General features: G+C 47.0%; 15 protein-coding genes. 1 reads left to right on the plus strand and 14 read right to left on the minus strand.

What is annotated here, in order from left to right:
• Positions 1 to 36: 36 nt before the first annotated feature.
• From HNQ56_RS10145 to HNQ56_RS10175, 7 genes are all read right to left on the minus strand, one after another.
• Positions 37 to 1,032, minus strand: a complete 996-nt coding sequence (locus HNQ56_RS10145; RefSeq protein WP_429145256.1) for a carbohydrate ABC transporter permease — start codon at positions 1,030 to 1,032, stop codon at positions 37 to 39.
• Positions 1,029 to 2,018 (minus strand): carbohydrate ABC transporter permease, encoded by a 990-nt coding sequence (locus HNQ56_RS10150; RefSeq protein ID WP_429145259.1) that lies wholly within the window; start codon positions 2,016 to 2,018, stop codon positions 1,029 to 1,031. The genes HNQ56_RS10145 and HNQ56_RS10150 overlap by 4 nt, the downstream gene beginning before the upstream one ends.
• Positions 2,018 to 4,273 (minus strand): DUF5696 domain-containing protein, encoded by a 2,256-nt coding sequence (locus HNQ56_RS10155; protein WP_429145262.1) that lies wholly within the window; start codon positions 4,271 to 4,273, stop codon positions 2,018 to 2,020. Before HNQ56_RS10155 ends, HNQ56_RS10150 begins: the two co-directional genes overlap by 1 nt.
• Entirely contained in the window at positions 4,260 to 6,317 is a 2,058-nt protein-coding gene (locus HNQ56_RS10160; protein ID WP_429145264.1) for a YIP1 family protein, read from the minus strand. Before HNQ56_RS10160 ends, HNQ56_RS10155 begins: the two co-directional genes overlap by 14 nt.
• 162 nt (positions 6,318 to 6,479) lie before the next feature.
• Complete coding sequence (locus tag HNQ56_RS10165) at positions 6,480 to 7,352, minus strand: carbohydrate ABC transporter permease (protein WP_429145267.1); 873 nt, start codon at positions 7,350 to 7,352, stop codon at positions 6,480 to 6,482.
• 16 nt (positions 7,353 to 7,368) lie between these two features.
• Positions 7,369 to 8,277, minus strand: coding sequence for a carbohydrate ABC transporter permease (locus HNQ56_RS10170; RefSeq protein WP_429145270.1), 909 nt, complete (start codon positions 8,275 to 8,277; stop codon positions 7,369 to 7,371).
• Positions 8,261 to 11,266, minus strand: a complete 3,006-nt coding sequence (locus HNQ56_RS10175; protein ID WP_429145273.1) for an extracellular solute-binding protein — start codon at positions 11,264 to 11,266, stop codon at positions 8,261 to 8,263. The genes HNQ56_RS10170 and HNQ56_RS10175 overlap by 17 nt, the downstream gene beginning before the upstream one ends.
• A 307-nt stretch (positions 11,267 to 11,573) precedes the next feature.
• Between HNQ56_RS10175 and HNQ56_RS10180 the strand changes: the two genes are divergently transcribed.
• The gene (locus HNQ56_RS10180; RefSeq protein ID WP_429145276.1) at positions 11,574 to 12,530 is read left to right on the plus strand and encodes an ArsR/SmtB family transcription factor; all 957 of its coding nucleotides are present in this window, start codon (positions 11,574 to 11,576) and stop codon (positions 12,528 to 12,530) included.
• Positions 12,531 to 12,591: 61 nt separating this feature from the next.
• Here the strand turns inward: HNQ56_RS10180 and HNQ56_RS10185 are convergent, their stop codons facing one another.
• From HNQ56_RS10185 to HNQ56_RS10215, 7 genes are all read right to left on the minus strand, one after another.
• Complete coding sequence (locus HNQ56_RS10185; protein ID WP_429145278.1) at positions 12,592 to 14,223, minus strand: glycoside hydrolase family 43 protein; 1,632 nt, start codon at positions 14,221 to 14,223, stop codon at positions 12,592 to 12,594.
• A 54-nt stretch (positions 14,224 to 14,277) separates the two neighbouring features.
• Positions 14,278 to 15,249: a glycoside hydrolase family 43 protein gene (locus HNQ56_RS10190; protein WP_429145281.1), complete on the minus strand. Its 972-nt coding sequence runs from the start codon at positions 15,247 to 15,249 to the stop codon at positions 14,278 to 14,280.
• 230 nt (positions 15,250 to 15,479) lie between these two features.
• Complete coding sequence (gene ftsH / locus HNQ56_RS10195; protein ID WP_429145284.1) at positions 15,480 to 17,354, minus strand: ATP-dependent zinc metalloprotease FtsH; 1,875 nt, start codon at positions 17,352 to 17,354, stop codon at positions 15,480 to 15,482.
• A gap of 286 nt (positions 17,355 to 17,640) precedes the next feature.
• Positions 17,641 to 18,105: a signal peptidase II gene (gene lspA, locus HNQ56_RS10200; RefSeq protein ID WP_429145287.1), complete on the minus strand. Its 465-nt coding sequence runs from the start codon at positions 18,103 to 18,105 to the stop codon at positions 17,641 to 17,643.
• Positions 18,106 to 18,201: 96 nt separating this feature from the next.
• A complete protein-coding gene (locus HNQ56_RS10205) occupies positions 18,202 to 19,230 on the minus strand; it encodes a tetratricopeptide repeat-containing glycosyltransferase family 2 protein (RefSeq protein WP_429145290.1) in 1,029 nt (342 codons plus the stop codon).
• A 225-nt stretch (positions 19,231 to 19,455) separates the two neighbouring features.
• Positions 19,456 to 21,579 (minus strand): hypothetical protein, encoded by a 2,124-nt coding sequence (locus tag HNQ56_RS10210; protein WP_429145292.1) that lies wholly within the window; start codon positions 21,577 to 21,579, stop codon positions 19,456 to 19,458.
• Between the two features lie 121 nt (positions 21,580 to 21,700).
• Positions 21,701 to 21,895: a hypothetical protein gene (locus HNQ56_RS10215; RefSeq protein ID WP_429145295.1), complete on the minus strand. Its 195-nt coding sequence runs from the start codon at positions 21,893 to 21,895 to the stop codon at positions 21,701 to 21,703.
• Positions 21,896 to 21,901: the final 6 nt, after the last annotated feature.

The following is a 21,901-nucleotide window of genomic DNA, read 5'->3' on the forward strand; positions in this document are numbered from 1 at the left end:
TTTTATTGTAAAAATAAAACTGATGATTCTCATAGATTATTCTCCTGTGATTCCGGTCCGGTCGATGCTCTCCACAAAGAATCTCTGCAGGAAAGCGTACATAAGCAGCAGCGGCAGAATACTCAGCATGGTTCCCGCCATTTTAATGGATTCGTTGATATTACCCAGCTGCTGCTGATTTCCCTGGTTATACTGCTCGTATATATTGGTAAAGTTCTTAAGCTCCACCACCAGAGTCGTCAATCCATTGGCACTGCCGGTTCCCAGTCCTTTAATGTAGAGCTGTGTCAGGTAGGATTCATTCCAGTACCATACAACAGAGAACAAAAACACCACCAGAATAGCCGGGGCTGCCGAAGGCAGGGATATCCGGAAGAAGGATCTGAAATATCCCGCCCCGTCAATATGTGCCGCCTCAATAAGTGCCTGGGGCACCTGCCGGAAAAAGTTATAAAAAATCAGGATAAATATCTGCGCTTTGATGCCCTGGCCAAAGACCGCCGGAAGACCGAAGGCATTCAGGCTTCCCACCAGCTTCAGATTGGTAAGTAATACATAGTTGGGCATCATGGTAACCTGGGCGGGAAGGATGAAGGAAAAAATCAGAATTCCCATCATAATCCTCTTCCCTTTGAAGTTAAACCGGGCAAATCCATAGCCGATCACCGCCGTGCTGCATACCTGGATTAAGGTAGGAACACCCGCAATCAGCACACTGTCCTTCAGAGATTTCCAAAACCGCATGACCTTAAAGGCATTGGCGTAATTTTTCATATAAAGTCCGGAGGGTATCCATTTGATGGAAGCGTCCAGCAAATCGTCCAGGGACATCAGGCTGGTGCTGATCATATACAGAATCGGATACAGGTAGACAAAGCCGATCCCGATGAGCAGCACGTATTTAACTGCCAGGGGCAATATTCCTTCCCTGTCCTTGGCTCCCATCACATATTTTCTGAACTTTTCCTTATTAAACACGGGGGGCATATAGGGTGCTTTATCCTTATTCTTCATTTTACCGGCTTCTTTCATCCTCTCGCCCTCCTTCTTAACTGTTTCTGCCGGCGTTCCTGTCTGGCCTGCAGCTTCCTTCTCTCCCTTAAGGCTCTGGCACTGCGTTTCTTCTCCCGCTTCACCTCTGCCTGGTAATTATCCTTTTTTGTTCTCAGCAGCAGGGCCATCAAACCAACCAGGAGACAGACCACTACGGAGTACATCCAGGCCTTTGACGACGCATAGCCATAGCCTCTGTTAATGGCGAACATGTCATTGTAGATCTGGGTTATGATTACATTTTGTTCGTTATTGGACAGGAAAATCACCGTATATACCGCATTAAGCAGTATCATTGGCTTTATGGTCGGCAGGGTGATCTTCCAGAAGCATTCCCAGCCGGAGCCTCCGTCTATTTTCGCCGCTTCATAAAGAGTGCTGTCTATCTTTTGTATGGCGGCCAGAAAGATCAGGATCTGAACTCCCGAATACCAAAGTACCATGATCATATTGTTAAATAATTTAACGATGGGCTCTACCACTATGTAGGGCAGAAAATCATTCAGCACGGAGAAGATTACCGTAACATTCATGGAAGGAATGCTTGCCGCTCCCTGATCACTGAGCTGCGCCATGACCGGCCCGCTCACCACAATCACCGGGAGGAAATAAATCATGCGGAAGAGCCCCTTCCCCTTCATCTTGCCGTTGAGAAGCATGGCGATGATGAGGGAAAATACCACGATAACCGGAACCGACAGGACGGTATCCAGAAGGTATCTCACCAGATCCTCAAGAAAGAGGGGATCCAGACGGAAGATATCTCCGTAATTCTTAAATTGGACAAATTGAAACACCCTGCCCTTCGGCGTAATCTTCACATTGCACAGCCCGTAATAAAAGGATTGAAATAACGGTATGACCAGGAAGGTAATGGCGCCTATGATCCAGGGTGCCACAAACACATAGCCCATACTGTTTTCTCTTCTTTTCAGCTTACTTCCTTTGCTTTGCCTGTTCTTCATTATTTCTCACCTACCTTATAGGACATGGGTTCCAGCTCATAGCCGTCCACCAGGGCGGATGCGGAAGGATTATAATTGATATAGACCTTTACCCCATTATCATAGCCTACTACAGTTACGCCATTGCTGTATTGGTTATGCTCCGTGATCAGAGCTCCCTTTGTCTTCTCCGCCACCTCTTTTAGTTTTTTATAATACTCTATCATGGTATCCTTATAGACGGAGTATTTGGAGCTGTACAGATCCGAGGAGTTGGTGTACTGCAGCTTGGCGGGATCTTCGTAGGTGATATAAAAGGAAGGATTGATTCCCATTTCAACCAGCTGAAGAAAGTACTCCTGCTTATTGGCTTCAAAATTCACATATTCCCCATACATCGGAATAATCCCCTTTAAGGCAATAGAAAGAAAGGGCACTTCCCTGTCGGTAAAAATATAGTTGGAGGACGCTGTCGGCATATCCAGGATGGCGTCGCTGTATTTCCACAAATAAGACAGGGGCTTTTCCATAACAAGGCTGAGATCCTGATCCAGGTTCCGCACCGCCGCTTCATAGGTATTGGCCGTGTCTACCCTGCTGTATACCTTGCCTTTGTAGGTATAGGTGAATAAGATATTGGTAATGCCGCTCAGAGCAATCTGGTCCGCTCCCTTTTTCAAATAGGATTTTGCGGTTCTCTCCAGATTGGCCTTGCTGCGGGCCGGCGTCAGATAACGGAAGGTATCAAAGACATATTTCCAGGATCTCTCCTCGTAGACGCGCTTTGTAATCTGCTTCATAATGTTGAAGTTGCCGTTGCTCAGATCCGGGTTCACCCTCAGGGCATCCTGATACAGGTATAAATCAATTCCCATCTCCTTTGCATCCTTCATCAGCGAGGTAAGCTTTTTGGTCCCTCCGATGCTTCTATCCGCTTTGTAGGAGGTAATCGGCAGCGCATTCACTCCGTTTTTCTGCCATCCCTTGTATACAGAAATAATATCCTGTACTCCTTCCTTCTGAAGCTCTCCGTAGATTTCCCGGATCTGGTCCGTCGTCGTCATTACCACGTTCTTCTTAAAGATCATCCAGTTTTCCTTGTCTACTCCCAGAAAATCCAGCCTGATGTTAAAATCATCACCGGACTTCCTTACGGAATCCGTCTCTAAGAGGTAGTTCCTGTATTCCTTTGCCAGTCCTGTATAATTGGCATTCTCTTTATTGACAAACTGATAGCGGACTTTGATATCGAACTCGTTCCTCTTGGCCTGCACCGTGACTACCGAGCCTTCCCGGTTGCCGGTGGGCTGGGTGTAAATCTGCCGCAGGATGTATTTGGAGCAGATCCAGTTGTAATCCGTGTAAGCACCGTTGGGATACGCCTCTATTTTGGCGCTGTAATTACCGCTTTCGATGATCCCCAGATACCCAAATCTGGAATCTGTGTGAACCATGCCAAATACAGGGGCCATGATTTTATCCGCCTCATTGACAGTCTGGAAGCTCTCCCACAATAAGGATAGGGTATACGCCTCCTCCAGGCCGATGTTCATGCCATATACATACTGGGAATAGTTAGAGGAGAATCTGCCTTCATTATCCTCCAGGTTAATCAAAGCGCCGTTGCCGTCAGGAATGAACATATATCCGCCGCGTTCTCCCAGCTTGGTATGACCCAGAAAGGGATAGACATAGATCTCACCTATTTTAAATTCCTGGGATTCTTCCATAATGGAGTCCTTCGGAATATCAACCACAATTCCGTTCTCCTCCAGGGATACCCGGAGGGTGAAGCCGATTCCGAACTCCTCGTAAGTGATCCCGGCCTGGAACCCCTTCTCCGTAAAGATTACTTCCTTCTTTGCTTTCCTTATGTCCGCAGTCGTGGGAACAATATTAATCCCCTTTAAAACCTGCACCACAATGCCGGACTTCATAAAAGCCTGCCAGCCCGCGCTCCCCTTCGTCAGCTCTTCCTCCACGATGGATTCCATAATGGAGCCGGTCTCCTTATCCCGGATGATAACCGAAAGAGATTCTTCCTTAAAATAAAGCTGGTATTTTGAATTCTCAACGATCAGCTTATGCTCTTTTATTACCTCTGCCGACTCCGGTATCTGTACTCCCTCCTGCAGACTGAGCGGGACGATATCCTTCTCCTCCGGCAAAGCTCTGGCCGTATCATTTTGCCCGTATAACAGGGAGGCACCCAGAATTACCGCTATTGCCAGACATCCGAAAAGGATTTTGAGGTTTCTTTTTCTAGCTGTTTTCAAATCGATACACCACCTCTCCGTATATGGCCTGCACGAAGTCAGCAACCTGTGAAATCAGTACATATAAGATGAATAGCAAAAGGATTACAATTAATGCACAGAAGAAGGTGATAAGAATGACCTTCACTGTCTCTCCTACGGAATAGTTATTCACTTCCTTTATGGTCATAAACAATAATACTATGATCCAGGTATACAGTATAAAGTTGGAAAACCGGATCAAAAACACTTCATTGTACGTCAATACATTGCTCAGAACCACAATAAAGGGTTTTAAAATAAGATAGGGTCCCAGGGAGTATATATAAGCCGTGTACAGCTGCTTCATACTTCCTTCTCCGTCATTGATGGTGCTGATCAGATAGGAGCTGACGGTAAAGAGCAGGACAATCCCGAGGATGTACATTACATCACCGATAATATCATATCTTCCTTCGCTGACCCGTTTTACAATAAAGCCCGAAGCGTATTTATCCAATAGGAATACACCGATAAAGGCGATGAGCAGCAGGTGGGAGGTGGCGTAGGAAGCCTTTCCTTCCCTCTTGACTCCATATGCCCCGTCTATGGGATGCTTGATATAGTAAAACATGTATTTCAGCCTTTTTACACCGATACGGGCGGTCAGTCTGTCATTCAGCTTCACCAAGGGAGCCAGGACCTGCTTCCTCCGATGGAGATACCCTATGAGCTTCCACAGCAGAATAAAGGCAACCAGGATTCCCATGCTGGGGATCAGATTATTCCTGAGCCAGATATTTCTCACTTCCCAGAAAGCGTTGGAATAACCGGAATAGGACTGTGACATCCGGAAATACCTCAGGGCCTCGCTATAATGCTCTTCCTGCAGCAAAGCCTGACCCATGGCCAGATTGGCGTAGTCAAACAGGCTGTTCATTTCAATTATCTTCGTTAAGGGTTCCTTGCTTTCCGTATATTTTCCATCCTGATAAAGCATAAGCGCTTCATGGACCAGATCGGTAAATTCCGTAGTCTGGAACACCTGTATTTCATTCTTTTCCTGATCCAGAACATAGACCCGGTTCCTTTGATCCACTCCTACGGCAACTGCTTTCTGAAACAGACCAATTCTGAGACGGCCTGAATCCTTACCTCCAAATACAAACAGCATGCTGCCGTCCTTATTGTATTCAAAGATGTAGCCTTCCTCCGTGACCACATAGATGTTTTCATAATTCCCTACGGATACTGCGGAAGGCAGGGAATCATAATAATCTACATCAATCATATTTTTTCCCGCAACATTAAACTTTCGCAGGGAGTAATCCACACCCTGGGTTACGGTATACACCAGACCCTTGGAATCAATGGTAAGATTATAAGGGGTCTTGGGAAGAATTCTAGGAAGCTTGGCCAGCTGTTCGTCGCTGAGAAACATTCTCCGGAACACATCCAGCGGCTTGGGCATTGTCTTGTTGGTTCCAAAATAGCCTAAGAAGGTTCCGTTGCCCGTGGGGCTGATCTGGACAATGCCGTTGGTATTACCTTCGCATACGATGTACATGATTCCTTTGGAATCCACCGCCAGCTTCTGGGGCTTGAAGTTCACATCAGAACCGTACAGGGGATGATCCGGCTTGGTATACTCCTTGATCAGATCTCCCGCCTCGTTGAATACCACGATTCTGCCTGCATCCTTATCCGCTACATACAGGTTCTTGGATTCGGTCACAAAGATTCCCACCGGGTTCTTAAGCTCGCCCTCTCCGTAAATCCGAAGCAAATTCCCCTCCGTGTCAGACACCAGAATTCTCTTTCCTTCCGTATCTGCGATATAGATCTCATCATCCTTCGTTATCTGCATATCCGATGCATTCTTAAAGGATAATTCCCCTATCTTGGTAATGGAAGTCAGAGGAGTATAGGCAGTCTGGGTCTCCGTGATCCCCACATACCCCCCTTCCGTGTAGGTCTTATATGGTGTATCCGCTCTTGCCGGCACAGCCGGCATACAAAGGCTGAAAGCTAGCGCTGCAAGAACGATGAGGTTCAATCTGCCCTTGTTTTTATGAAATGCATTCATGATGCTCCCTCCCAAAGCTTATTTAATGTCACAGTTCGGCTGTTGGTGCCCCAGCACCCTTTTTAGCAGACCGGCTGAGCGTATCTTGTGAAGCGGAGCGTCCTGAACGCGCGAAGGAAAGGCAAGAAAAAGGGTGCTGGGGCACCAACAGCCGAACTGTGACTATTTAATTCCCGAATGTGCCATCGTATTCATAACATTGCGCTGCAATACAACGAACAAAATAAGATTTGGTATAAACAGAATAAGGGAAGCCGCTGCCGCCACACCCTGACCTGCAATCGTATTATTGGCATTGGTTAATGTGCTGGCATAAAACGCAAGAGTCCTGAGCCCTTCATGACTGGTATAATAAGTAGGGCTTTGCACGTCCCCCCATACCGTCTGGAAAGCCAGAAGAGCGCCTGTCGCGATGGCCGGTCTGATGAGGGGCAGTATAATCCGGTAGTACACCTTCAAATCAGAGGCTCCGTCAATATACGCCGCTTCGATCAATGCATCCGGCACCTGATCGATGAACTGCTTAATCAAGAACAGGCAGACCGGCATGGAAATCAAGGGAATAATCAATGCCAGGTAAGTATCCGTCAGCCCTAAGGTATTAATGGTTATGTACCTGGGAATCATAACCGCAACGGGCACAAACATCAGGGCCGCGTTGTTTACTTCCATAAGAACATATTTCCCTTTGAACCGGAGCTTGGATAGCGCGAAGCCCGCCAGGGTGGATAATAGCACCGAGCCCAGAACCACCGACAGGGTAACCAGCACGGTGTTAAAGATATACCGGCTCATGGGTATCGCCGAGCTTCCGGCGGATTTCATAAGCTTCGTAAAATTATCCAGGGTCGGTCTTGTCACAAAAAGCCTTGGAGGATATGCAAACAATTCATCCATGGGTTTAAATGCGTGGCAAACAATGAATATAATAGGAAATAACATAAATAAGGCCAGCGGTACGACAAACAATAATATTTTTATCTGACCGCGCTCAAAATGCTTGGGGTTAATTCTGCCTCCCTTGTAGCCTGCCATGTGCAGATCCTCCTTTCTAATCTTCTTTAAAGAAGCGCTTTGATACGCTTGAAAACAAGTATACGATTCCCAGCAAAACAACGGACACCGCCGCTGCATAGCCCATTTCATAGCGGATAAAGCCGTAATCCTCAATATGGTTAACAATCAGCTGCCCCGCATATCCGGGAGTCGGATTGGCACCGGCCAGCTGGACACCGATCATACCGTTCTGGAAGGCCCCCACTATGGTCATAACCGCTGCAAAGAGCATCTGGGGCTTCATGGTGGGTATGGTGATATAAATCATTTCCTGGAAGCGGTTCCTTACTCCGTCAATGGCCGCCGCTTCATACAGGGTCTCATCCGAGTTCAGGATACCCGCAAGAATTGCCAGAAATCCGACCCCCATGCTGCTCCACAGGGCCACGATAATCATGATGGGCAGGAGAAAGTTCGCATTAATCAGCCATTTGATGGGCTCTGTAATCACTCCGATCCGGATCAGCCACGCATTGATATAGCCCGTCTGGTCCCCGTTGAAGAGGATTCTCCACAACACCACCATGGCAACGCCGGAGGTTATGGAGGGAGAATACAGAATAAGCGCCAGCACGGTTCTCACACCCTTGGTTAACTGGGCCAGCCCCCAGGCCAGCAGGAAGCTCAGCACATATCCCCCCGGGCCTACAATCAGGGCATAGGTCACCGTATTGGGCAGTACGAACTGCATGAATACCTCGTCCTGGGTGATTAAATTGATATAATTCATGAAGGCGGTGAAGCTGGGCGCCTGTATGGTATTAAAATTCGTAAAGGACAAGCCTATGGCAATGGCCACCGGTATTAAAATAAAGACAGTGAACAGCAGCAGGTAAGGCGCCAGGAACAGGTATGCTTTGGTGTTACTGGTCTCCCTGCTCCGTATCTTATTCTTTTTGCTCATTTTTGTCCCCTCCTTCTTCCCCGTATAAGATACCTCGAACGATGTCAATGGTAGGAACAATGTATTCCTTCTGTACTTCCCCCACAGGCGAAAGATATCCGAATTCCATAAGCTTCCGGTTGGTTTCACGATCGATGCGCTTCACTGCCGAGTCAATGGTTATTCTCAGATCCTTGCCGTCTACCACTACTTTATTATAGGAATTGCTGATCTCTCTCTCCAGCATATAGGTTCCTAATATTCTTGGAGCCTCCAGCATCCACTGGGACTGCTCCTTAATTACCTTCTTATCCTCACTCTTCCAGGGAAGCTGCTCAAAGGCATCCATATTAGCGGTATTCCATATGTATTCGCTGCCATAGGAGGCCTGCAGAATCTGTCCGTACTCCACCTGTACCTCTGTGGAGGTCCACCAATCCAGATACTTCCACGCCTTCTGCTCCCTCTCATCCGTGCTCTTAAATATTACACAGCTCTCTGCTCCGCCGGATGCATAGCGCTTGACCTCTCCGTCCTCACCCTGGATTCCGGGGATAAGGGCAATCCCCCAGGCATTGGCAATCTCCGGCGCCGCATTAGTCAGCAGGTTGTACATGCCATATTCGGCGATACCGATGGGCATATCCCCATTGCGAAAATGCTGATAAAAGCTGGGAACATCCACCGGAAGATTATAGATGGTGAACAGCTCTGTTAACTCCGTCAATCCCTTCATGGCTTCTTCGCTGTTAATGGCTGTGTTTCCCGCGGTCCTGCCGTAGAGGGAAGCGCCGTACTGGAACAACAGGGGGGTGGTCCCGTGGAAGGTCTTAAGAGCCACCATTCCGGCGGTGGGGTAGTAGAAATTCAATCCCCTCATCTGCAATTCCGGAAGCATCTCCTTTACCTCCTGAATGGTCTCCGGAACTTCAAGACCCAATTTATCCAGAATATCCTTTCGATAGTACAGGACCCAGAAGTTGATGGTCTCAGGAACCGCATAGATGCCATCCCCTATCACGGCAGGGATATGAAGGCCGTCAACACTTCGGGATAAGACCTCCGTGTAATTAGGGAATTTGGTCACATCCACAATGGCATCCCGGATACCAAGCTCAAAGGGGATGGAATAATTAATGGAGGCCGCTATATCCGGCGCGTCGCCGGAGGAGTTTGCCAATATTAACTTGTTCTGATCCGGCATGATGGAAACATCTACCTTAATCCCGCTGGCCGGGGTGAATTTCTCATCGATGAGCTTCTGCAGCACTTCCACATGCTGCCGGGAACGGTTTACCCATACCTGAAGATGCTCCTCATTGGTGTTGGACACGGAATAAGCCTTGTTGGTAAAGGAGTAGAAAAATCTCCTGACATTGAGAGCCAGCTTTACAAAGAACCCTTTTTCCGCCGGCAGCTTTCCGTCTTCTCCAAAGACATATAATTTGTCCAGACTGACCGCATTTCCATTGAGGGTATCAATGAGATTCGCCAGGTACTGGATTACCGAATTGGTACTCTGAGCCAATTCGTCAATACGGTAAGGCAGGCGGTTGGGCTCCTTCGCCAGACTCTTCAATCTGGAGGATGCTACGGTAAGAGAGGAAAAAGCAGCAATCTTCTTCACATCGTTATTATATATTTTCACACTTTCATGGAGGGTATCCAGCTCCTCCGCCCATCCCAGCAGTCTTTCCTTTACATCGGGTATGTATTTCAGCATCTCCAGATCCCGGTACCGGTCTTTGTTCTTTCCGGCAACCTTGGTTATCTCCAGCGCCAGATCATTAACCTCGCTCATGATCCGGTCCACCGCTTCCAGCACATGGCGGATATTGTCCATATTAATGGTCAGGGACAGGGTATGCTCCCCCCGGGTCAGATAAATCGGGGCATTCTTCCCGTTCTCGTCCTTTAAGGTCATATTCTTAAAAGACTTGGTATAGCGGAAGGGATATGCCTGCATTAAAGCATTGGGTATCTCATCGTCAATCCTGATATCCATGAATACGGGGAAATCCGCTTTATCACTCTGTCTGTATACAAATCCCAGGTTGTAATATCCATCAACAGGAGCCTGAAAGGAATAGGTAATCCGCTGTCCTGCCTTCTTGAAAGAGGCACCCTCCAGGATATTCATTACCCTGTTGGAGGTGCTGTAGGGGGTCAATGCCGTATCATATTCACAGGACGCTCTTATGGAAGAATCGTTCCGGTAAAGCATATCCTCCGCTTCGATGACTACCGCCTGATTATTCTGTCCCGCAGTCTCCTGACCCGCTGTGCTATAGGGAGGGATCTCCGCGCTTCTGCCCTTCAGATACAAATCCCCCAATAAAAATCTGCCCTCCGTAATGGTCAGCTCAATCTCATTATCCCCTTCCTTCAGTTCCAGTTCCAGGGGCTGTGAATAACGGTAGCTGGTATCCATCAAAGGCTTGTTCTCCCACTGAATCAGCTTGCCGGGAAGGGAGACAATTTCATTCCCGTATCTGTCATAGGAGGTAACGCCCTTGTCCGCCCAGGTGCTTTCAAAGCTGAGCCTTCTTGCTTCATAAAACGGGATCTCACCATTCAGGGAGAGGGTGAATTCTACCGGCAGCACCGTCGCATCGTAGGACAGATAATCAAAGCTTAAGCAATACCTGGCTGTAACAGGAGCTTTAATTAAGAGCTTCACACGATCTCCTATCGCCAGGCTGACCGCTTCATTGGGATATCCGTAGTTATCCGCGGTCAATTTGCTCTTGTCACCGATCAGCGCATCCCTGACCGCTATGGTGATCTCCTCCCCTTCATAGGGAGCCGCGGTATATTTCCTGCTCGCCAGCGTATAGTTATTGCTGATCATCTCGTTGGTGTATTCCATATCCGCGGATGCATCCATAGGTGCGGATGTATTCACGATACCGCTATCACCGCCCGAGGCCGCTGCTGCCGGTAAATTGCCTGCCAGAAGCGTTACCGCCGCCGCGATTGCTGCAAACCGATACAAGCCTTTCCTTCTCATGTCAAGTTCCTCCCTATTTATGTACGTTGTATATAATCTGCCGGATTCTTAAAATATTTTAGTATTTTAAATTTTAATGTTTTTGACTAAATTATTTTAGAGTTTTATAAACTATATTCTTATTATATATAACATCTTTTATAAAGTCAATATATTATTTCATATTTTTGTGCATATTCTACAAGCTATATTTTTCATATTTAATTTTACCTATATTATCTCATTTAAAAAACCCACTATTGATTTATTTAAAGTTTTGCTATACAATACTTAAATAAACTTAGTTATTTAGAGGAGGGCTCCATGCATGTTGCATATAAAGACACTTGACGAAGGCCTGGATATTTTCAAAGCTCTTGGTTCCGAGATAAGAATATCCATTGTAAAGCTTTTGTTGAAGAATAAAGGCATGAATATGAACGAACTCGCCACCAGCTTAAACATAACCAACGGGGCATTGACAAGTCATATAAAAAAGTTGGAAGAGTGCGGGATTATTACCATCGTGAGCGAATCCTCCGGCCATGGTAATCAGAAGAAATGTATGGTTCATCTTGATAAAATTCTGGTAGAGCTGGATTCGGAAGAGCAGAAGAAGAACATATACGAGACAGATATCAAGATAGGTCATTATTCCGATTATCAGGTATTCCCTACCTGCGGTCTTGCCACCTCCTCCCAGCTCATCGGAGAAGTGGATGACGCCAGGTATTTTGCCCATCCCAGCCGGATTGACAGCAATATTTTATGGTTTACCAGGGGTTATATCGAATATATGATACCCAATTTTCTTCCGGCTTCCCAGAAGATTGACCAGATCACCATCTCCGCCGAGCTCAGCTCGGAAGCTCCCGGCGTAAATAATGTATGGCCCTCCGATATTTATTTTTATTTAAACGATGTCTGCCTGGGTATGTGGACCAGCCCCGGAGATTTCGGAGACGTAAAGGGCATCTTTACTCCGGACTGGTGGTATCCCAACTGGAATCAGTACGGCCTGTTGAAATTAATTGTAATTAATCATTCGGGAACCTTTATTGACGGCCTTCAGATCTCGGATGTATCCTTAAAAAATCTGAATCTGGATTACAGAAGCACCATCAGATTCAAATTCTGTATTCCGGAGGATGCGGAGCATGTGGGCGGCCTGACCATATTCGGACGCAATTTCGGCAATTACAACCAGGACATTAAGGTCCGCATTCATTACAGCCCCTTTGAGGAGAACAATAGCCAAAATCAAAGAGAGAGCTCAGAAGCATAAAAAGACCCTCCGGCCATATCGTCGCAAGAACGATGCTATGACCGGAGGGTAAAATTTTGATTTATTCTATGGCATTCAGCCCGCTGCCCCATATTGCAAATCCATGATCGGAAAGGGCCGTAAATATCATTACATTCTTCTTTCCCTGTTCATCCCACTGCATGGTGGCAATACCGTTATATACATGGCCGTCAATACTGAGATTTATCACTCCGCTGTCCTCATTGTAATCCCATATGCCCGATACTGCTCCTGTAATGGTATGATCTGTTTTCAATTCAATCAGTTCCGATACAATCACTTTGTTATTAATGCTGTTACCGTGGTTAATGTATTTGTAGATACCCGCCACTTTACTTTCCGGATAGATTTCCCTGGTCTCTTCCACATAGCGGTAGGGAGATACCACAGGCCACCCGGCTTCATTAAAATACATCTGGTGAACTCTGACCTCATGCCCTTCGCCCTTCAGCTCAAATCTGGTATGAAAAATCAAAAAATATTTCCCCGTCTCCTCATCGTAGTATGCGGAATTATGTCCCGGAGACACATAGCCGTTTCTGATTTTCGAGCTCTCCCCTTCCACATACCCGAAGCGGAAGCCGCCCATGAGCTTCACTCCATATTTGTAAATGGAATTATCGCTAAAGAAGGTACCGTTTGCACCCTTTACCTGTATCATGTCCACATCATTGGCATCATAGTAGGGACCATCCGGCTTTCTGGAGCGGGCCACGCGGATATTATATCCCCCGTCCGAGGCCAAACCGCCGTAGGATAAAAACATGTAGTAATATTCCGTATCCGGATTATAAAGCACATAGGCTCCTTCAATGCGCACATGATTTCCGCCCAATATCTTTTTGCCGTAGCCCTTCTCCAGAGGAAACCCGGTATCAGGATCCATCTCCAGCACGAAAATGCCGCCGGAATAAGAACCGTACATCATCCAGAGCCTTCCCTCTGTATCATAATACAAGGCCGGATCAATGGTATTAGGCTGCACATTGGCATTATAGGTCCCTCCGTCCTCACTGGGCATATCCGGGCCCATTCCGGATTTTAATATAATCCCCAGATCCTCATAGGGACCCTCCACATGGTCGGAAACAGCAATTCCGAGGCTGGCAAGAGGCATACTTCCTTCACAGGTGCAATAATACATATAATACCTGCCGTCGGCCAGCTGAATTACATCCGGAGCCCAGAAGGTGCTGGTTCTCGCCCATTGAAAGGCTTCCTTCATTTCTTCTAACGCATCATGAATGATGGGATTGCTCTTATTAACACCGGAGCCTATCATGGTCCAGTTCATGAGATCCTCCGTCTTTGCCGCGGCCAGATGGGAGCCGAATACATAGTAAGCCCCGTCTGCCCGGATCACGGAAGGATCATGAACGGATGCATTGACAAAGGGATACATTACCGGCTTATCTGCAACCAGCTTTATATCCTCATCGATTATTACCCCATTGATTACCAGCCCCTGTTCTTTTAAAGCTTCTTCTCCTGCCGTTTCGGTTTTGTCCGGCTCTTCTCCTGTACCCGGGCTCTCCGATATATCCTTCCCATCCCCCGGCTTCTGATCCGAGTCCTCTGTCACCTTATCCGTTTCTTCCATCACGGTTGTCCTGCCGCATCCTGCCAGCAGTACGGCGGCAGCCAGTAATAATAACATCTTCCTTCTCTTCATGTGTCCCCCCTCTGTGTACTCTTACACCTATTTGAACCATCTATTCCGCAGAAGCTATACCGTTTTCTGAAATTCAAATACCGGCATTCCGTCCTTCCACTGTACCTCCAGAAACATGGCATGGCGGTTGGGATCATACAGGGGATCTCCTGTAATTTCATCATACTGCCGGGCATGAAAAACCATAATATCCTTTGTGCCGTCCTCGCTTTTTGTAAAGCTGTTATGCCCCGGCCCATAAATTCCTTTTTCCTTGTCCGTTTTCAGTACCGGATATCTCAATTTCGTCCATGATTCGGGATCCAGCAGATCGTCGGCTTCATCGGCATACAGCAGTCCCGTACAATAACAGGCCCCTGTGGCACTGGCAGAAAAGGTGAGGAATATCCTGCCGTCATGCTTTAAGACGGCGGGGCCTTCATTCACCCAATATTCCTTCCTCTCCCAGTCATAATCCGGAGTGGTAAGAAGCACCTGAACCGTCTCCAATTTACTGGGGCTCTCCATCCTGGCGATGTAAAGATTGGATATCATCTTCCCCGTTCCAACCTTCTCCGCCCATATATAATAGTTCCTTCCCTTACTCTCAAACACGGTGGCATCCAGAGAAAAGGCACGAAAAGAAAATTCATCCTTATCCGCACACTGCATCTTCCCCAGCTCCACCCAGGTTCCCGTAAGGGGATCCTTATCCTTACATCGAAGTACATAGGGCCTGATTCTCCACTTATTTTCCTTCCGGCCCGCCGCAAAATAAATATACCAGCAATGATCTAAATAATGAAGCTCAGGAGCCCAGATGTGCTGGCTCATCTCCCCGTTCTCATGCTTATTCCATATCGTTACTTCCTCGGCATCTCCCAGGCCCATGATAGTTTTAGACTTTCTTAAAATAATTTTGTCATAGTCCGGTACGGATGCCGTAAAATAGTAATGTCCGTCTTCCTGTTTATAAACATAAGGATCTGCCCGGTTAAGCACGAAAGGTTTATTGTATTCTGTTTGCTTAAAGTTGTATTCTGTCATGTACATTCTCCTTCTAATCTCATCTCTTCATCAACCAGTTTGAACCGATTTTCATTATATTAGTTATTATTAAATTATTTTAATATAATCTAAACTATAATATAATACTATAATTATTTTCTGAAAAAGTCAACTGTTTTATTTCAATTTTTACTTCATTTTCCGAAAACTCACTTCCGCACGCAAAAAGGCGGCGGTTCCTTTTGAACCGCCGCCTTTTTGCACTGATTTTATTCTGTTTGCTCCGTTTCCCCGGAACCTTCCTTCACTTCATTGTAGATCCTCATAAATTCATCTCCGGTAATAGTCTCCTTGGTGATGAGATATTCCGCAATCCGATCCAGCACTTCCCGATTGCCTGCCAGAAGCTCTTCCGCCCTGTTATAGCAATTCTTCAGTATCTGCATCACTTCCTTATCTATCTCGCCGGCAGTCTCTTCTCCGCAGTTCATCACCGCTCTGCCGTCCAGATAACGGCTCTCGATGGACTCCAGTCCCATTAGGCCGAATTTATCCGACATACCGTACTGGGTAACCATGGCTCTTGCCAGGGAGGTTGCCTTCTCAATATCATTGGATGCACCGGTGGTGATGGAATCGAATACCAGCTTCTCAGCGGCACGGCCTCCGTAAAGAGTGACGATACGGGTCAGTATCTCATCCTTGCTCATGAGATATTTCTCTTCCTCCGGCACCTGCATCACATAACCCAGGGAACCCATGGTTCTGGGAACAATGGTGATCTTCTGGACCGGCTCCGCATTCTTCTCCAATGCTGTCACCAATGCGTGGCCCACCTCATGATATGCCACAATCTTCTTCTCTTCCTTGCTGAGAATACGATCCTTCTTCTCCTTACCGGCAATTACTACTTCGACGGATTCAAACAAATCCTCCTGGGTCACCACGGTTCTGCCCTGCTTTACCGCAAGAATGGCGGCCTCGTTGATCATATTGGCCAGGTCGGAGCCTACCGCACCGGAAGTGGCCTTGGCAATGGCCTCCAGATCCACGGAATCATGCATCAATACATTCTTGGCATGAACCTTGAGGATATCCACACGGCCTTTCAGATCCGGCTTATCCACAATAATCCTCCGGTCAAAACGGCCCGGACGCAGCAGTGCTTTATCCAGTACCTCGGGACGGTTCGTCGCACCCAGGACAACCAGACCCTTGGAGGAATCAAATCCATCCATATTGGCCAGCAGCTGGTTCAGCGTCTGCTCCCGCTCATCATTCCCTCCGCCGTAGTGGGAATCCCGGCTCTTACCGATGGCATCTATCTCATCAATGAAAATAATACAGGGAGCGGTCTGCTGGGCCTGTTTGAATAAATCCCTGACTCGCGAAGCACCGACTCCGACAAACATTTCCACAAAATCCGAACCGGACAGAGAGAAGAAGGGTACCTTTGCTTCTCCGGCCACCGCTTTGGCCAGCAGGGTCTTACCGGTTCCGGGAGGTCCTACCAGCAGGGCTCCCTTGGGCAGCTTTGCACCAATTCTGGTGTATTTGGCGGGATTGTGAAGAAAGTCCACGATCTCCGTAACCGATTCCTTCGCTTCCTCCTGTCCGGCCACATCCTTAAAGGTTACACCCGTCTGCTTCTCCACATAGACCTTGGCATTACTTTTTCCGACGCCCATGACTCCGCCGCTGTTCTTTGAAATGGTTCGGAACAAGAACCACATTACAACATAAATAGCAATAAAGGGAACGACATAAGACAGGATCATGGCAATAATAGAGCCGCTGTTGTCACTTACCTCTGCCGTGTAGACAACATGGGCTTCGTCCAGAGCCTTCATCGTATCCGGATTATAAATGTAACCTGTATAATATGTTATATCCAATGCTCCGCCGGTCTGTCCCTTGGGAATAATGGCTATGGTGTTGTTCGTCTTGAAGACCACCTTTTCTATCTCGTCCCGGTCCAGCATCTGCAGAAATTCACTATAGGTGATCTCCTTATTGGTGCTGTCCTTAATCTGCTCCGATAGGGTCCAGAACAGATACCATATAACCAAAGCGGATATAAGGGTGATGATAATGGCCATCTTATTCGGAGAGCCATTTTTATTTGGTTTATTATCGTTATCCATGAAATCCTCCTGTTCATAGAGCTATACCTCATTATACTGATAGTTTTTCCATAAATCAATAAAATTGTTCTTAAAATTCTGTGATTAAATTGTGTACAACCTAACCATAATCCTTTTTATTGTAAAATGCAAGCCTTTCCGAAGCACTACGCCCTCCGGCCTGCAATGTTATTTTCTTTATATTAAAGGTTCTATAATAAATTGAGTTACAGTTCGGCCTATAGGGATTCGAACTGTAACCCAGAGCTATCACTTAATTGAAGCTATAAAATCTCTCCGCTTGCTGTTAATCAGCATCGCTTTCGGATGAAAACAGGGTGGATAGCAGCGTCAGAGCGGATCCCAGGAATATGGCCATATCCGATAAGTTGAATATGATATTCTTCAGCTTTTTGCAATTAAAGCTGAAATAATCCACCACATAACCGCGTTTCATCCGATCTGTAACATTGCTGATGGAGCCCCCCAGAGCCAATGCCAGCCCCAGCTTCAGCATCTTCTTGCCCTTTCTGGGAAGCAGAAGTAAAAAGATCAGGGAAAACAGGGTCAGCAGGGTACCGGAGATAATCTTCAATATCTCCTTGTTCTCATTCATGAAGTTCAAAAAGGCTCCCTCATTGTGGTGTCTGCGAAGGATGACCCGTCCTCCCAATATCTCCTGGCGGCCTCCCAATTCCTTATGTTTCTCAATGTAATCCTTGATTAGATAATCTCCAATGGCAATCATTAGTACAATCAAGATATAGATCATATGATCCCCTCCTTATATCTTCCACTCAACCTCGTTACCAGAAATTACAATCCTATTATGCCACAGGAAACACAAATTATCAAGATGACCTGCTTTTTATTTCTTTCCTTCCTGACTCCACTCCTCGGACAGGATACGGAAGGCGTCCTCCTGTTCCCGGTTGCCTAATTTCCCATAACAGTCGGCCAGCTGCTTCAGAGGATAGTCTCCTGCGTAATGGATGTTCAACTCACATTCCGTCTCATAGGCGGCATTATAAAACCAAATGGTAGCCTCCCTGTAATCTCCCAGTTCCTTATAGTATTCCCCCAGCTCATAGCAGACTTCGGCGCTGGCTCTGCCGTCCGCCATATTATGCAGGCAGTATTTCATGAAGCCGGGAACATCCCCTCGCAGGCGGCAGCATCTGGCCAGGATGCATTCATAAATCTTGCGTTCCCCCTCGCTGCACTCCTCCTTCTGGGCAAAGCCATGAAAATACTCATAGGCTTCCTCAAAATCTTTGGCTTCTCCGGCAATGGAAAGCTCTCTGGCATACATGCCGTACAGCTTTGGAGAAAGTCCTCCGTCCCGCCGGATTGTATTTTGAAAGGTCTTAAAATCCCTTCCCGCATGATTGGATTGGGGCATATGCCGGATCACAATGTCACTGTCATAGATCACCGGCTCCAGCTTCACATTCTCATGGACCGGCTCCGCCCATTGAAAGGTCCGGAGGCGTTTATACAGCTTGGGCCGGTATTCTTCATCAAAATTATAGGTGGTATTATAGGCCAGCTGATTGGCGTATTTCATCTGAACAATTTCAATCTCAGGCAGCAGTCCCTGCTTCAGCCTGAGAAAGCGCTGCCGGTTCTCCTCATCAATCACCTCATCCGCATCGGCCACATAGATATAGTCCATGGCTGCCTTGGAGAAGGAAAAGTTCCTGGCCGCGGAAAAATCGTGGATCCACTTGAAATCATATATTTTATCCGTATAGCCTGATGCAATCTGTTTCGTAGAATCAGAAGAACCCGTGTCTACAATAATGATTTCATCCGCCAAACCTTTAAGAGAATCCAGGCATCTTGCCAGAACCCGTTCCTCATCCTTCACAATCATGCAAACGCTGATGGTAATCATAACTGCCTCCTCCGATGCTTTCCTGCAGAATCATAAATTTATGCAAAGCCTGCGGTCACAGGGCCTCCCGCCATGTCATTTCAATCACGGGCAGGGGGAGATCCATACGGCCGCAGGCCTTCTGATACAATCTGCAAATACTTTATTCTTATGTTCTTATCTTATATCATTCAACCCTGTGCCGCCACGGCAAGCGCCAGCAAGATACTCTTTAAATAACTGAGGCTACGGCGCTATCTTGTCTGCAGTCACCTTAACGGATTTATATTTCACAACCTTCTTCGTTGTACTATTAATCTCATATATTGTAATATAGCTGTCGGCAGTGATTGTAATATCCGCTCCTGAGGTAAAGCTTATACCGTCCGTTAAGACATCTTCCGTGTTCACTCCCTTAACCTCATCCGCACTGATCTTATATACAAAAGTATTATCCGTCCCAGGGGCATTCACCACTGACGGAGCAGTTGTTCCCGGTGCTGTTCCCGGTGCGAGAGTAACCGTCAGGCCCATCGCTGCCGTAGGGCTCTTTATGGTCAGCCTTACAGAGGTCTTATCCACCGTTCCGTTCTCATAATAAATGCTGAGAGCCTTGGCTGTGCAGTTCGGCATCTTTTCCAGCTCGGTTTTGTTGAGAATAATCTTCATTGTGTACTCCTGTGAAGCATCCGGAAGGGTTCCATCCGGAATTGCCGGAGTTACTTCCGCACTGCTCACCGGTACCTCTCTTGTTCCAAGGCGGATTGCCTTCAGCTTTGTTTCAAAAGGCTGCTTACCCGCACTATTCAACTTCACTGTAAAGGTAACATCACTTTCATTTGAATAGTTCTTTACGAATTCAAGGGTGGTTTTGTCCACTTCGGGAACAGAAGGATACCTTATCGGGAAGGTCACATAGGTAGACGCCATCTGGAAAGCAATTGCTTCACTGGAAGAGGTCTTCGCCTTATACTTAATCTCCTTCTTTCTTATGTAGAGCGTACCGTAATCCACAGCCTTACTGGAAGTAATCTTCACCGTCGCACTCTTGCTTATGCTGGTCCATGCCGCTTTATTAATATCAAATATGGCATCCTTCTTTACCACGGTATATTCATAAGGCTGGCCGGCGGAAGCGGAAGGAATGGTCACATTAATATTCTTTGTTCCGTTGTAGCTTATATAGATATTGGGATCATCACTGGCCGCGGAAGCGGGTGCCTCCTCTTCCTTTATCGCTCCGGTCACCTTCCGCTGGGCGGTCAGCTTCGTCTCCGTGATCTTCGTTGCCGCCGCCTTAGCGGTTGCATATCCCCTTATCTCAACTTTCATATCCGGGAAGGCGCTAGCCGCCGTCAGTCCATCATAGGTTCCGATCCCCTTCAATATGGCTGACAGAGTGAGGGTCTTAATCTGCCGGTCAGTTACTTTAGTCCAGTTGGTGGTTATAGCGCCCACCGTTACCCGATACTCCTGTCCATACTTGATATTTATCTTGAATTTGGAGCCATCCACACCAATAACGGGAAGCGCCGTCTGCTTGGCAATCTTAAGCTTTACCGCATTGCTGGCGCGTCTTCCGTTGGTTCCGTCAGGATATGCGCTGAAGGTTATGCTATTTGCATTGTGATTGCTGATGCTATCGATCATACCATCATTATTAGTATCTGTTTCAATATGGAATACCGGATTGGTATAGGCAAACATTGACGCAGCACTAGACAGATCAAGAGCTCCCGCTTTGGCAACATCATCCTTTGGCGCGATGCGGAAATAAAGATCCACACCTTTGACCAGATAGCTCTCCAGCAATCTCTTTGTCAGAAGCTCCGTGGACAGCCACCGCTCCGAATCACCCTTGCTCCACTGCAGCTCATCAAAGGTCAGCGGCTCAACACCGGTACCCTCTGTCGCCATAATATTAAGGAGGCTTCCAATCCTGTCTTCGTCTGCCAGGGTCTCCAGATCGCTGTAGTTAATGGATACCGCCAGCTTCGACGGCCTGGCCTTCACAATAACACGGGCCTGGACCGCATCATCCCCATCTCCCTTAATCTTTATGATATTCTCCGTATTGGATGACAGCCAGGAGATATCAATGACCGATATCCTGTCTATGCCGGCCGGGGCACTGGAAGCAGGCCGCGTAGGAAGCACCTCCCATTTATTTTTGGAAGCATCCAGCTCAGTGGCATAGTATATCTTGGAATTGCCGTTATTCAATACCAGAATGCTTTCATCCGTATAGGATACGGCAACTACCTGCACCGCCGATGCCGCAAAGACATTCCCGCCCGGCAGAGCCAGCAATGCCGCAACGATCAGAACAGGCAGTAATAATAGCTTTAAATTAAATATCATCTTCTTCATTATGCACCTCCATGTGATCTGTATACCCGCCAAAGAATGACTTCGATACGGATTCAGTTCTTTCTCCTGCATGTATTATCGGCAAACCACAGAGAATTCTTAATGCTTTATTTATGGGAAATTAGATGGTCCAGATTGGTATATACCAGTTCTTCCGGTCAATGGGCAGCAGGTCATTCGCCATGCAAATCACACTTCCGCTTCCTATCTCCAGTTTGAGCTCACTCATTCCCCCGAATTTCTCCGTCTCTGCAACAGAATCGAGCACACCAAAATTTTTAATTGCACCTTTTCCCGGTGAAGCCGATTTCTTCATTTCTAT

This window comes from Anaerotaenia torta (genome assembly GCF_050433395.1).
GTDB lineage: Bacteria > Bacillota > Clostridia > Lachnospirales > Lachnospiraceae > Mobilitalea > Mobilitalea torta.